At 49.7% G+C, this 12,273-nt stretch carries 17 protein-coding genes, 6 tRNA genes and 1 rRNA gene; 2 read left to right on the forward strand and 22 right to left on the reverse strand.

Translation table 11 applies throughout. From position 1 onward, the window contains the following. Positions 1 to 70 precede the first annotated feature (70 nt). The 9 genes from C3B52_RS23065 to C3B52_RS23100 all read right to left on the reverse strand — a co-directional run bounded on the left by C3B52_RS23065 (position 71) and on the right by C3B52_RS23100 (position 5,386). Positions 71 to 1,168: an SU10 major capsid protein gene (locus C3B52_RS23065; RefSeq protein ID WP_103108733.1), complete on the reverse strand. Its 1,098-nt coding sequence runs from the start codon at positions 1,166 to 1,168 to the stop codon at positions 71 to 73. A gap of 6 nt (positions 1,169 to 1,174) precedes the next feature. Next, on the reverse strand, positions 1,175 to 1,669 hold the full coding sequence (locus C3B52_RS23070; RefSeq protein ID WP_103108734.1) for a hypothetical protein: 495 nt from the start codon (positions 1,667 to 1,669) through the stop codon (positions 1,175 to 1,177). Between the two features lie 145 nt (positions 1,670 to 1,814). After that, on the reverse strand, positions 1,815 to 2,132 hold the full coding sequence (locus C3B52_RS36645; RefSeq protein ID WP_164684880.1) for a hypothetical protein: 318 nt from the start codon (positions 2,130 to 2,132) through the stop codon (positions 1,815 to 1,817). A 54-nt stretch (positions 2,133 to 2,186) separates the two neighbouring features. After that, a complete protein-coding gene (locus C3B52_RS23075) occupies positions 2,187 to 2,531 on the reverse strand; it encodes a cold shock domain-containing protein (protein ID WP_103108735.1) in 345 nt (114 codons plus the stop codon). Positions 2,532 to 2,685: 154 nt separating this feature from the next. After that, on the reverse strand, positions 2,686 to 2,901 hold the full coding sequence (locus tag C3B52_RS23080) for a hypothetical protein (protein ID WP_103108736.1): 216 nt from the start codon (positions 2,899 to 2,901) through the stop codon (positions 2,686 to 2,688). A gap of 79 nt (positions 2,902 to 2,980) precedes the next feature. After that, a complete protein-coding gene (locus C3B52_RS23085; RefSeq protein ID WP_103108737.1) occupies positions 2,981 to 3,196 on the reverse strand; it encodes a helix-turn-helix transcriptional regulator in 216 nt (71 codons plus the stop codon). 86 nt (positions 3,197 to 3,282) lie between these two features. Beyond that, positions 3,283 to 4,047 carry a hypothetical protein gene (locus C3B52_RS23090; protein WP_235615828.1) on the reverse strand — a complete coding sequence of 255 codons (765 nt, stop codon included), beginning with the start codon at positions 4,045 to 4,047 and terminating at the stop codon, positions 3,283 to 3,285. Positions 4,048 to 4,535: 488 nt separating this feature from the next. Next, positions 4,536 to 4,895 (reverse strand): helix-turn-helix domain-containing protein, encoded by a 360-nt coding sequence (locus C3B52_RS23095; protein WP_103108739.1) that lies wholly within the window; start codon positions 4,893 to 4,895, stop codon positions 4,536 to 4,538. A 107-nt stretch (positions 4,896 to 5,002) separates the two neighbouring features. After that, positions 5,003 to 5,386 carry a hypothetical protein gene (locus C3B52_RS23100; protein WP_103108740.1) on the reverse strand — a complete coding sequence of 128 codons (384 nt, stop codon included), beginning with the start codon at positions 5,384 to 5,386 and terminating at the stop codon, positions 5,003 to 5,005. 1,114 nt (positions 5,387 to 6,500) lie between these two features. On the opposite strand from C3B52_RS23100, the gene C3B52_RS37855 reads away from it, so the two are divergent. Continuing rightward, the gene (locus C3B52_RS37855; RefSeq protein ID WP_268811899.1) at positions 6,501 to 6,629 is read left to right on the forward strand and encodes a hypothetical protein; all 129 of its coding nucleotides are present in this window, start codon (positions 6,501 to 6,503) and stop codon (positions 6,627 to 6,629) included. A gap of 18 nt (positions 6,630 to 6,647) precedes the next feature. Here the strand turns inward: C3B52_RS37855 and C3B52_RS36650 are convergent, their stop codons facing one another. The 3 genes from C3B52_RS36650 to C3B52_RS23110 all read right to left on the reverse strand — a co-directional run bounded on the left by C3B52_RS36650 (position 6,648) and on the right by C3B52_RS23110 (position 7,630). Then, complete coding sequence (locus C3B52_RS36650) at positions 6,648 to 6,821, reverse strand: hypothetical protein (RefSeq protein WP_164684882.1); 174 nt, start codon at positions 6,819 to 6,821, stop codon at positions 6,648 to 6,650. A gap of 95 nt (positions 6,822 to 6,916) precedes the next feature. After that, positions 6,917 to 7,228, reverse strand: coding sequence for a hypothetical protein (locus C3B52_RS23105; protein WP_103108741.1), 312 nt, complete (start codon positions 7,226 to 7,228; stop codon positions 6,917 to 6,919). A gap of 66 nt (positions 7,229 to 7,294) precedes the next feature. Continuing rightward, a complete protein-coding gene (locus tag C3B52_RS23110; protein WP_103108742.1) occupies positions 7,295 to 7,630 on the reverse strand; it encodes a hypothetical protein in 336 nt (111 codons plus the stop codon). A gap of 348 nt (positions 7,631 to 7,978) precedes the next feature. Between C3B52_RS23110 and C3B52_RS23115 the strand changes: the two genes are divergently transcribed. Continuing rightward, positions 7,979 to 8,191 carry a helix-turn-helix domain-containing protein gene (locus tag C3B52_RS23115; protein ID WP_103108743.1) on the forward strand — a complete coding sequence of 71 codons (213 nt, stop codon included), beginning with the start codon at positions 7,979 to 7,981 and terminating at the stop codon, positions 8,189 to 8,191. Positions 8,192 to 8,232: 41 nt separating this feature from the next. Here C3B52_RS23115 and C3B52_RS23120 read toward each other — a convergent pair whose 3' ends face one another. From C3B52_RS23120 to C3B52_RS23165, 10 genes are all read right to left on the reverse strand, one after another. Further along, complete coding sequence (locus C3B52_RS23120) at positions 8,233 to 8,895, reverse strand: hypothetical protein (RefSeq protein ID WP_103108744.1); 663 nt, start codon at positions 8,893 to 8,895, stop codon at positions 8,233 to 8,235. Positions 8,896 to 9,162: 267 nt separating this feature from the next. Further along, the gene (locus tag C3B52_RS23125) at positions 9,163 to 9,726 is read right to left on the reverse strand and encodes a recombinase family protein (RefSeq protein WP_103108745.1); all 564 of its coding nucleotides are present in this window, start codon (positions 9,724 to 9,726) and stop codon (positions 9,163 to 9,165) included. 551 nt (positions 9,727 to 10,277) lie between these two features. Further along, the gene (locus C3B52_RS23130) at positions 10,278 to 11,270 is read right to left on the reverse strand and encodes a tyrosine-type recombinase/integrase (RefSeq protein WP_164684883.1); all 993 of its coding nucleotides are present in this window, start codon (positions 11,268 to 11,270) and stop codon (positions 10,278 to 10,280) included. Positions 11,271 to 11,530: 260 nt separating this feature from the next. Then, positions 11,531 to 11,604: transfer RNA gene (locus tag C3B52_RS23135), tRNA-Arg, on the reverse strand. Positions 11,605 to 11,610: 6 nt separating this feature from the next. Further along, positions 11,611 to 11,684, reverse strand: a tRNA-Cys gene (locus C3B52_RS23140). A 6-nt stretch (positions 11,685 to 11,690) separates the two neighbouring features. Then, positions 11,691 to 11,766, reverse strand: a tRNA-His gene (locus tag C3B52_RS23145). Between the two features lie 41 nt (positions 11,767 to 11,807). Next, positions 11,808 to 11,881 (reverse strand) — tRNA-Trp (locus tag C3B52_RS23150). Between the two features lies 1 nt (position 11,882). Continuing rightward, positions 11,883 to 11,959, reverse strand: a tRNA-Met gene (locus C3B52_RS23155). A gap of 60 nt (positions 11,960 to 12,019) precedes the next feature. Then, positions 12,020 to 12,110 (reverse strand) — tRNA-Ser (locus C3B52_RS23160). 49 nt (positions 12,111 to 12,159) lie between these two features. Further along, positions 12,160 to 12,273, reverse strand: a 23S ribosomal RNA gene (locus C3B52_RS23165); the annotation flags it as partial.

Below are 12,273 nucleotides of genomic sequence, written 5' to 3' on the forward strand. Positions count from 1 at the left end.
GATTCGCGCATCTTCATCCCCCATATACAAGAAAAAGGGACCACCCATGAAGGGCAGTCCCGTTGTCCTCTTATTGCAGACCCTTGATACGGGCGTGCGCCTTCTCTTGGCGGAACTCCAACGTGTACTCACCGACAACCTGGCCGCGCAAGGAATCTCCTGTACGTGCCAGCATCTCGTGAGTGAAGGAACGCTCGCCAAGTGGTCGGATTGCGATTCGGTTCGTATCAATGAAGAACAGCTCGTCTCCCTGGAGGTTATCGTTCATGATGATCGGGAATCGCCCGAAGTCATTGACTAGGTGGTCAACAACCTGACCGCGAACTGTTTCCGCCTGCGTAATGCGAATTTTATCGCCAGTCAGCGCGCTGATAGCGAGCTTTTGTTTCGCAGGGACTACGATAGCGTATTTGCTACCGCTAGAGAAACCGCCAGTGGAATAAATCTTCTGTGCGGTTGCGTTCAGAATGTCTACGCTAATCGGCGCATTGGCTGGCGTTACATTCGTTTGGATAAAGCTTCGCATACCGCGCATCTGGCGGACTCGACCTTGGTCGAACTTCAATCCGTTAATGATGGCCTTTTCAAGCTGTAGCGCGAGTCCTAGTTCGACCTTTGCTTTCTCGTACATGTAAATGTCCTCAACACCATACTGCGCGACTTGTTGCGCGGTGCCAGTGACGTCGATGGTGTCAGAGAAAATCTGCGTTACGTTGTCGACCTTTGTGCGCGGCTTATAGCGGGCGTCGAGGGCGTCGGCTCCTTCCTCTCTCTCGTTAAACAGCGCCTCAATGATCGCATCTTTAGCGATTGCGGCGGCGGTTGATCCTCCATAACCGCGTTTAACAGTCAGAGTTTTTGTTGATGGGTCCGAAATTTCTACGAGTACCATTTCCTCATTAACTCGCGCCACCATCCCAAAACGGAACGGCTCAGTGTCCGAGACGATGATGGATGTTGCAGCGGCAGTCGCTGCGGTTGTTACCGTGGCTCTCGTCGCGAACGTCTCATCCTCGTACCATGTGTGGGTCGTAGACGTAACAGGGTGACTAAACCCGAGAAGGTTAATCATTGGTGTTTGGTCTGGATTTAAAAGCAGAATTTCGTCAACTACGGATTCTTTTTTACCAACCAGGTCATAGGAATATGTTGTTGTTCTAACGCTCATTATTATCTACCTCCAAAATGTTGTAAGTTGTTTTAGTTTTGAATAAGCTGCGCGATCCTCGGGCCGTCCGGTTTGACGTGCTTTCTCCGCTGCGGCTTCAAGCCTCGACTGTGTGGACTTTTCCTGATAAGGACCATTAGTGTCGTCGCCGATTTGTCGATGCTCCCCGATGATCTTCGGTCCCTTTCTTGCGACTGCACCTTGAATCGCAGATATAATCTCGTCGATCCCCTGCGGCTGACCGCTCTCGTCAAACGTCACACCCGACAGGTTCACGTATTGCATCAGCTTGTCCGCATCTGCAACACCCTGTTCCGTAGCCTTGCGGTAAAATACGTGCTGTAGAGTCTGCTGCTGTAGCGCGGTCTGTGATTGCTTTAGTTGACCGTCCCACTCCGCTTTCATTGCGTCAATATCCGCCTGGGAGTACGTCTTCTCCGGTTCGGGCTCGACTGCAACCTCTACACTAGGCTCCGTATCGCGTGCATCCATATGTTCCATTTGTACCTTCTCCCTTTCCTCACGTAATTTTTAAATCTCTGTACCAGCCATGCCTCGATGTAATACAAGGAGCTGACACCATAAAACAGCGCCACCGGACCCACCTCCTTTCTGTGCCTCGCTCATCCAGGCCCTAAAGTCCGTTCTATTTCTCTCGTTGTATCTGCGTCGTTTGTTGGTCCCGATATCCCATCGCGAATAAGCCCGGCCAGCTTTCGGACGGACTGTCGTATTTCAGCGCGTTTGACTTCGATCGATCCCGCGTTCTCGTACCGAACGGCATCGCGAAGAATGGTCGTTGCGATCCGTAGGTCCTGCGCGATAGAAAGGTATCGAGCGTAGAAAAGGCGACCCCGACCGTTGTCTTTGTGCCACTGGTAACGGAACCAGTCCTCGTAGTCGCGGAACGTATCCGCAATGATACGGGACTCGCGCGGAAACTCGCTGTGCTATCGTTGGTCATCGTGGACTAGCGTTTGGAGACGTTGTGCCTCCGCTAGTAGTGCGCGGGCCTGCTTCATCCGATCACCCTTATGTTTATGGCCTCCGAACTCTTCCCGCCTTCTTTTACGTCGAACTTGATTCGCGAACCGGATCGGAGCTCGCCGCTGACTAGGTTCCTCGCGTGGACGAATACGTCGCATACAGTAAAGCCGAAACCTTTCCTTTTAGAGAACCATTTCATCTGTCCGCAACGCCGCCCATTAGCTGGCGGTTGTTTCGGCTCATGACCTGGCGAGGTGAATCCCGTTGACGCGATCCAGTCAAAATGGTCAACTGGCTGCTCCCACGTTGAAACTCGAATCTTACCGCCTGCTCTGTCCTCAAACGACGGCAGCTTCTCGGCTACTTGTTGACTCACTTCGACCTCTCCTTTTTATATGTGTATTTGGTACGCAAAACGGTGATTTTGTGCTATTCTTGCCCGCTTTTTGAGCACGTCCGATAGATGGCAAGGGGAATGTACCCCTCGTCTGGCAAGCACCAAAACTGCCTATTTGCGTACACGTTTCCAGCTATTCGAGTGCAACATCAACGCCGAGTATCCTTCGCATCGAACGTTTCCTCCGATTGGGTACGCGATACTGAATGGCGATCCTCTTTCCGTCTCGGTAATACCGCGCGATTGGCTCGATATCAGGATAGTAGCGGCGGATTCGCGCCATGATGCCAGAGTCTTCCGTGTATGCTGCAAGATAGTCAGTGTCAATACGCCAAATGGCATTATTCATCTCTTGACTTTTTCTCCTGATTTGACTTAAAATTAAATTGGGTAACTACGACCAAAAATCGATATCCTGACAAAAATAATTAAGCGGGATATTCCCGGATTTTCTGCTCGCTCTCTGGTGTCAGTCCGAACTCTGCAACGATCCGGAGCGCAAGTGTCCTACTTACTGATTTCATTCCACGCTCAATGTCACTAATCATAGCCCCACTTACGCCGATCTTCTTGCCAAACGCTTCTTGTGTCAGCCTCTCTAGCGCACGGAGTCGAAACACTAACTCACGGTCTACTGTGACCATTTCAATTACCTCCTTCGTTTTTAATAGTTTCCGAAACTCTCAACTACAAGGGCAAAATAAATAACCTTTGTAGTCGTCCCTTCCCACTATATAGCATGTTTGTCCAGACTGTGAGAATGATTCCGATAGTTCTGCCACTCGCGACCGCGCACCCATTCTGCCGATACGTCCTGAATGTTGTACGTTACAATCTCGCCCGGCTCCTCCACTTCCCTCCATTTCTGCCACCCTCTCGGATTGTATCGATTACACTCGTATTCAGATTCCGGAACCCAATTGGGAGCGCGTCTCCCGTTTCGAAACCGCTTATTCATATCTTCCACGTTTTCTTTGGCGTAATCTCCGGCGTCTCGCGTCTCATTTCGTCCCATCCGCGAGTCTTTTGTTGGTGTCTCTGAATAGAACGGAATCTCGCGCAGCTCTACTGGACTATAGAACGGGTACTCTAGCGTATGGCGTGCCTGGTCCTTCTTCGTTCTTGTATCACCTGTTCGCCCTACTCGCTGCCGAATCTTATCCTTATACGCCAGACACTCGTCTCCGCATATCTTGGCACCATTGTTCCGGCTGCGATCGAGAAAAAACCATTCGCAAACTTCGCAACGTTTGATCCTGTGCCTGTTTCGCCGCCCAATCGGGAGGTGCCCGTAGTATCGGAGAAAAACGAAGTCGGCCGCGCCTGACCCGATGTGTGGCCGATCCTCCACCGCGTACTTGTCCGGCACCCTGGTTTGCTTGAGGCCGTGCACATGATCCTCCGCGAGTATGTAATCCGCCATATAGTCAAGTAGCGCCGGAACAGACGGGCGGCCGTTGATTAGCGTGTGGGCCGACTTCTCGACCGCGAGCAACGGCTTGTCAGCGACCCGTTCCCATCGGTCCTCCGCCTTGACGTGCTCGAGCTGAGACCATTGCTCGCCGACGATCTCGTCAGTTATGGAACGGACAATCTCCGACCGACGGGCAAACGGTGTTTCAGAGTGCTTGCGGTAATGTGCGCGCTTGTGGTTCGGGAAGCCTCGGCGGGCGATGGCGGATAGTCCCGTGTGTTGTATCGCTTGTTTCTGCAAACGACGACCTCCTCTTATCCATGTGACGTTTACGACACGCGGCTATCTTGGTTATTGGTTAGTTTTCTTCTACGCGAATAAGGTATTGTATATCTTCTATCGCGCTAGTCTTTTATCGCGTGTACTTTCTTATATAAATGACGATTTCGCGAATAAGGCATCTATGCCGTCATGAGCGATATTATTATGGCTCTCGTTATAATGGCTCTTGTTTAAAGATGGTTCTTGTTAACGTGACTAGTAACCACGTGACACCTACCACGTGACGTTTAGCTACTGTTTCGCTCCTTGTTCCCGAACTGCAGCTGAGTTTCTGGCGACAGCGTGTATACGTTATTTGCCCATGTTCCAGGCCCTGGCTCTCTCCGCCTCCGCACACTGACGATCGGCTTTCCGTTCCACCGATATTTGACAAGACGTCTAATCCGTCGACTGGCGCTTTCACGTGCAATACCTAACCTCGCCGCGATCGACTCCATTGACGGATAGCACTCGCCGTTCTCGTCCATGTATGCAGCCAGGACGCAGAGAGTTTGCCACCTCTCCGCGCCCATGTCCGCTAGGAGTCCGGAGTGTATCGCGTCAACGTACGTTTTATAGAAAATCCGCGTTTCCTTTTGTTCGTCCATATATCGCTGAACCTCCGTCCTAATCCGTGATATAATCGTAGTACAATCGTTTATTTACCGAAGGAACACGCCGCCGGGCCCGCCAGCCTAACGGCGTGGTTTTCGCTTTAAAAATGGACAAACTCCCCGTCCTCATCGACCTCTCCTAACCAACTCCACTCAGGCGATACCGCGGTAATTAACATATCCGCCTCTTCTTGATTGTTTGCCCATACATAGATCGGATAAACACATCCTCTTTCGTCTGTTTCAACTGCACCGTATAGTATTTCTCCAGCGCTTGAGTCATTTATAGTTGACACTCCCCGTTCCAAATGAATCTTCTTTAGGCGCTCTCTTTCTACCTCTCGATGAATCTCCGCATCACCCAATCGCGTTATAAACTCTGCTGACAAAGCTTCTTTTACTTCATTGATTGCTGCTATTGATGTGAGTAGGTTTGTACTTTCCTTCGCCAAAACTTCCATAATTTTTTCGCTTACTGTCATCATTCAACATCTCTCCCATATCGTTTATTTGTCCGTTGGCTTGTCCGACATTCGACCGGTTGCTTCCGTTCACATGGCGGAACCCCTCCTTACTTTATAGATGTGCTTTTTATGTGCATTTTGGGACACCTACTTATATAGCGCACAAAAAATTATAATATTGGTACATCACCCCCTTATCTTATAGAGTGTTGATCGCGGCAAAATTGGGACAATCCCCTCTTATTTTTTTATACGCACACCTTTCATCAATTTTGGTACATCACCGCCTCTACTCTTATAAGTACAGATTTTCGCAAGATTGGTACATCTACTTTCTATAGGCACAAAATTTCGAGAAATTGGTACATCGTCTAATTACTACTACAACTCTCAGAGTGATTTCGCACACTTCCGCGATCATAATGTTATACAACGCTGAGTGCCGTTCTTCACACCTACTGTAATGTACAAGGCGATTTCCCATTCTGCACACTCGCCGCAAAAATTTTCTCCCTACTTGTATATACGGAGCTCTTTCCGTTTTGCACACTTTCCGGAGAAATGTTGTTACGGTGCGCCTACGTGATTATACGGATGACGCCGTCGTTTCACGCACTCTCTACTACTTTTAACGCACGAGAATTAAAACCGTACACTCTCCTACTATGTTTAACGATGCACAGGGACGCACTCGAACCATTTGTCGAAAAAAAATCAGGCAACTACTGATATTCACCTCCTACTTATACAGACACACGAGAAATCAATCTCGCACACCTATCGTATATTTAGTAATACACTTCTAATGGGTGACCTCGGAAAATCTCCCATAAAGATTTTTGATCCTTTCTAATAACTCCGCAAAATGTGCGTGTGTTTTCGCAGCTACAACAATATAGAAAGTAAACTCGTGTTTCGCACACCTTCTATGAGATTTAACGACAGTCGACCTGCTCGTCGCACACTTTTACGAAAATTTTTCTGTCTTCACTAAGATTCTCGTATGTCCCTGGCGATTTCGCGCACCTACATACAATATCTAAAGCGTTTTTCTTTTTCGCACACTTCTTATGACAACTTAAAAGAAAAATCGTACATATTTAGGAAAAATAGGTTGTAACAAACAAACGTTCTCGTGTATAATGAGCATAGGAAAGCAAGCCTCCCACAAGGCGATCCGCTAATGATCGTTGGCGCGACCGATAACGGTACGAGAGGCTTCGCAGTTGCCGGACTAGCACGGTTGCAGCCGAATAGTCCGTGAGCTCGCGAGCATTTGGCGCTACTCGCGTACTGATACAATTGACTGGTCAGTAGATTCCGCGCCTGCCGAACCGATCCGAACGATTGCCGTCGTTTTGTGGAACGGGACGCGGATATGTGAACGTTTTGCCCTCCCCGTAAGCTCACCGCCTGTTGGCGCAAGCTGCAAGCCGATCCGAAGTGTTAGCCGCACCTCGGCGGTTCATCGGACAATTGGCGGACTCGATTAGCGAGAGACGCGGATAAGTTCGAGTAAGTAACAGAGATGAATTCGCAGGGATTGGCGTCTCATGCTATTGTCATCTCCTCGATCGTTCTCGCGAAGGTAAATCCGAGCTCCTCCGCACGCTTGACGGACAGGTACGCAACACCTGACGCAGCGTTTACGGTAGCATCCGGAAATAGTCGCACGAACTCCTGCGGTGACAGTGTGACGACCGTACCTTCAGTGCAACCTACAAGGCGGATATTGTAGCAACCTACGATTGTCCTCCGCCATCCTATCGCGAAGCTCAACGCCTCTTTGATCGTTTTCGGACTATCCTTCCTTGGTCTTCCTCGCTTGGGCCGTTCTGCAGAAAAATCGTACACTTCAAACATCATTTTTCCCTCCATTTTCGGAATGTTCCGTATATAATTGACTGACACAACGCTCCCCTACTCGGTTCATCGCGCCAAGTCCCATATTAAGTCGAAGTCTGCCGCCTCAGTAGTGCGGACACAGTAACGTAAGTAGAAATCCCAGCCAGACATAGCGCGCAACCCATCAACGACACGAGCGATACTGCCCTCGTCATTCGTTTGACCGCCGTATGCGTGACCGGATGTAGCGATGTAGGTGCCAGGCTTGTCCGTTGGCTCTACGACAATGAACGCCAGCTCCTCGCCATCAACGAGGTAGGCCGCGATATCTTGCTCGATAAGAACACCGGAGAAACGTTCCGGACCGAACTCTCGCTCGAAATCGTCTGACAGACGGATCGTGATGCGCGGGAATCTCATAGCGTAACCTCCTTCGTATTAAACGTGAAATACCCCGACCGACAATGCGCCACTGGCGTAGCGCTGACGCTGGGTCGCGGAATGAGGGCCGCTGAGGTCAGCATCAAAAATCGGAAGGAGTGATTCGGGGGATGATATGTAATTGAGAGCAACAGGCGGGGATGCCCGTTGGTACGATCGGCGCGGATGGGGGTGAGCGCGCGCCTTAGAGTAATTGAAATTGTGAGGAAATTGCGGTATAATAACTGTACTTGTCAGGTAGTTGACCGCTTAACTCGTTGACCTAATGATACGATAGTCTAGTTCGCATGTCAACTAGTTGACCAACATTTTTTTGGAGGTTTTTTCATGGCGATTCGTTTCCGTTTGGGAGAGGTAATGGAGCAGCGCGGCTTAGATCAAAAAGATATCATAGAAATTACCGGCCTATCTCGTAATACGGTAAAGGTGCTAGCTCTAGGGGCAATCGCGAGAGTTGATTTCGAGTCACTTAATAAACTATGTATGGCGCTCTCTGTGACGCCAGGAGACCTGATTGAATATACACCGGACAGCAAATAAGCGCCCCCACTAAACGGGAAGCGCTCTTTCTTTTGCAAATACTACTTAAATAGACGATCCGTAATAACCCTCACGTAACTAATATTCTCCGGATTACCTTCCAAGTCTTTTACTACGTTTACGTAATAGAAGCCGTCTACATTGTTGTACTGCATGTAGTGCGGAGCCTCATTGTCTGGCGTTAACCCATCCTCCACTGCGAGCCCCACCACTCTCATTGCTTTGGCCGCGTCCTCCGGATATTTAAATGTTTCGGCTGGTGTGACCTCGATCCTCGCGGCTACTCCTTCAAGGAACATGACACTTATTTCGCCAATATCGGTTTTGTATGTGTGACGCAAGTAAGGCATTTTTTCGTCCGTTGACACTACTGTCCATTCTCCGTCCTCTGTCGCGGTAGGCTTACCGAGTAGTGTCGACACGTCGGATTCCGTTTTGCCTGCGATGGCTTTGACGCCTGATTTCGTGGGCTGATCAGCACTGGTGGATATGCCGACCTGTACCGAGACGTTTCCTGCTGGCTGATCCGGTTTCTCTAATCCGTACTTTGCCGCTATCTCCGCCTTGTCTTCCTCAGTTAACGTTGTCGCCGCGGAAGGCTCAGTTGCCGGAGCTGTTACGGGTGCTGTCGGCGCGTCCGGCTCCTTCGCGCTGCATCCCGCTAGAATTGTAATTGCGGCAAGTATGTATAGCGTACGTTTCATGACTAAGCGAACCCCCATCCGCTGTAATTCCCTAAATTATACCATAATAGCGCTGGTTCACGGTGGACTATCATCTTTGGCGCAAAAGTCAAAGATAAATTTTGAGACGCGGATTTTTCTGACACATGTTGAGGGGGTAAATAGGGGGTGGTAGGGGTGGTGTAGGGTAGACCCAAAGATTCTGAACCTGTAAGCAAGTTGTATACACATGACGAGGGGTATTTTGCATAAAGCCCTGGGGGTAATTAGAACACAAAAAAAGACTCCCTAGACGGACGCCCTCTTCAACGCGCGATATAACGTTGCCTTGCTTATGCCTGTGATACGCTCGATCTCCGGTACACTCTTCTCCTTCGCGTTGTATAGCTCGATGGCGTGCGTCAGCTTGGCGTTACCATCGCCGTACTTTACTGGGCGACCTCCGACCTTACCGCGCGCCCTCGCCGCCTCCAAGCCTGCGCGCGTACGCTCTACGATGATATCCCGTTCCATCTCCGCAAGTACCATGAGCATACGGAACATAGCTTTACCAACGGCGGTCGATGTGTCGATCTGATCGCGGATGGATACGAGCTCTATGCCGCGCTGCTCTAGTTCCTCCGCCAGTTCAAGCAGGCGCTTTGTGCTCCGGCCCAACCGATCCAACTTGTAGATGACAAGCGTATCACCCTGGCGCGCATACGATAGCAGGCGGTCCAGTTCCGGACGATCGTCCTTCATTCCGCTAACCTTCTCGCGATAGATTTCGTCACAGCCTGCGCCTGTTAGCGCGTCGATCTGTAAGTCAAGCGATTGGTCCTGCGTTGATACACGAGCATAGCCGAGTTTCATGCGGATCACTCCGTTTCTTATTCGTTACCCATATTATACCAATCGTATCACAAACGGTCAATAACGTAATTATGATACGTTGATAATGAGAACGGGATATGAGACGGAGGTAGGCGCGATATGTTACGGTGGCATAACATTTGCCCGGATCGTATCGCAAATAACCGTTTGTGACACGGATAGTTTCGAAAATTTCCGGAGAGGTCACGCGCCGGAAGGTTGCAGCGGATGTAACGGAGGGTTGATGTTTTCGGAGGGCATGCGTGCTGAACGCTCTCGCGGATAAACTGACCCCGTGAGATTGGCGCAGCTCGTCCGGTGCTTGCCGTCAGCGATCGCTTTACTAAGTTGTGACTGTGACGGAGGAACCCGCGCCACGCCTACGTTTGACCCCCGAAAAGTTCGCGAAACATGTAGTTTTGTAAACTTAATCCTATCGATAGTTAACCGTTAAATACGCGTCACGACACCGTTTTGCGGACATTGGCAGGCATAGGACGTGCTTTACCCGATTCGTACCGATAACGAAAAAAAAAACGCCAGTCCGAAGACTAGCGTCGTTTACCCGCCCGCAAGCGCATGATTGGTGAAAATTGCGCGTGTTGTACCCTAACGTTCTCATCGTCCATTTGAACGTACTTACGCGTGGTGGAAATATCCGCATGACCTACGATCCTCTGCAACGTGAATAGGTCACCTCCGTTAAGAAGATACATTTTACAAAAATAGTGACGGAATGTGTGCGGAGAAACCCGTACTTCCTCAGCAATACCCGCCTCTATGCCATATCGTGAAAAGCGTTTCCTGACGGTATCACTCGTTAATGGATCGCCATAAGCCGAGAGAAAGACATATTCACGGTCGCCGAAGAAAGATTTGTTCTCCGACATCAGCTCGAATAGTAATCGCAAGACCTCATTTGATACGGGTACTATTCGAGGTTTACGGTTTTTGTTCATCGCTGCAGACAGATGTATGCATCGTGATCTAACGTCAATATGCTCTGTCTTCATTCCGAGAGCCTCTTGTATACGAAGGCCTGAATCTGCTAGTAGAAGCATAAGAGTACGATCGCGAAAACCTGCAAAGGTTCGAGTATCTGGCGTATTTATCAACTTATGAAGCTGCTCGTCAGTAAACGCCTCGATCTCATCCTCGTCCTCTTTTGGTGGCTTCAAGTTAGTTACAGGGTTTATGTCTAACATCCTCTCTCCCGACCAAAAGTTAAACATTGTCCGAAGAGTACGCAACCTGATCGCAACCGTCGTCGGCGATAGGGCTTGTCCCTCGATTTCACGTTTATGAACTCCGGCATACTTCGTCCTGCCGTTTGCCATGTATACGTAATATTTCCACGCGATTGTGGACGTTATCTCGTTGAGTTTGATGCCAGGGTAATTCTCGTTAATCCATTCGCGGAAATAACGCCAATGAGCTTTGTAATCAGCGAGTGTACGCTCGCGCATTCCTCTCGCTTTCTTTACGTTATAGAACAATTCAAATGCGTCATCTAATTCATATGATACATTGGAACTTACCGTCACAGCCCTTTTACTCCGAACAAGTTGACGACCAATTCGCGGATCTTCCTTCACGAAAAAAAACCTCCTTCACACTCAAATGTTAAACTTGAGTCCGTAGGAGGTCCTTTTTTAGCCGGATTACCGCGATGTCTGACGGCTACACCCGAATGGTTCCCGCGATCTCCACGTTCGCAGACCGTAGGACCGTTGACCTTTCGAGAGGCCTGCCGGAGCCCTTCACGTCTGACAAACGTTGATATAACGCGGTTTTAGGAGCGATGCGTCCCAGGAGAGATTCGAACTCCCGACCGACGGCTTAGAAGGCCGTTGCTCTATCCTGCTGAGCTACTGGGACACAATTTGGAGGGAGTACCCGGATTTGAACCGGGGGTGAAGGTTTTGCAGACCCGTGCCTTACCACTTGGCTATACTCCCATTGCATGGGGCGATCGATGGGACTTGAACCCACGAGTGCCGGAGCCACAATCCGGTGCGTTAACCCCTTCGCCACGACCGCCATAATGATATTCTATGCTAGCCATTCGATACAGGTTCTTCTGGCAGGGGCAGTAGGAATCGAACCCACACCAAAGGTTTTGGAGACCTTCGTTCTACCTTTAAACTATGCCCCTATGGTAGCGGTGGAGGGAATCGAACCCCCGACCTTTCGGGTATGAACCGAACGCTCTAACCAGCTGAGCTACGCCGCCATAAGAAAACCTCTATCACTCAACAAAAAAAATTTTACTTTTTGATAGTAAAAATAAAAATGGCGGAGAGTGAGGGATTCGAACCCTCGCTACGCTTGCGCATACTAACGGTTTAGCAAACCGTCCCCTTCGGCCTCTTGGGTAACTCTCCGTGATAATATGATCCTTCAAAACTAGATATGCATGCTTGCTAAGAGTGTGTGGATAAGTCCTCGACCGATTAGTATTCGTCAGCTCCACGTGTTACCACGCTTCCACACCGAACCTATCAACCTCATCGTCTATGAGGGGTCTTACCAGCTTACGCTGTGGGA

This window comes from Brevibacillus reuszeri (genome assembly GCF_002897295.1).
Lineage (GTDB): Bacteria > Bacillota > Bacilli > Brevibacillales > Brevibacillaceae > Brevibacillus > Brevibacillus reuszeri_A.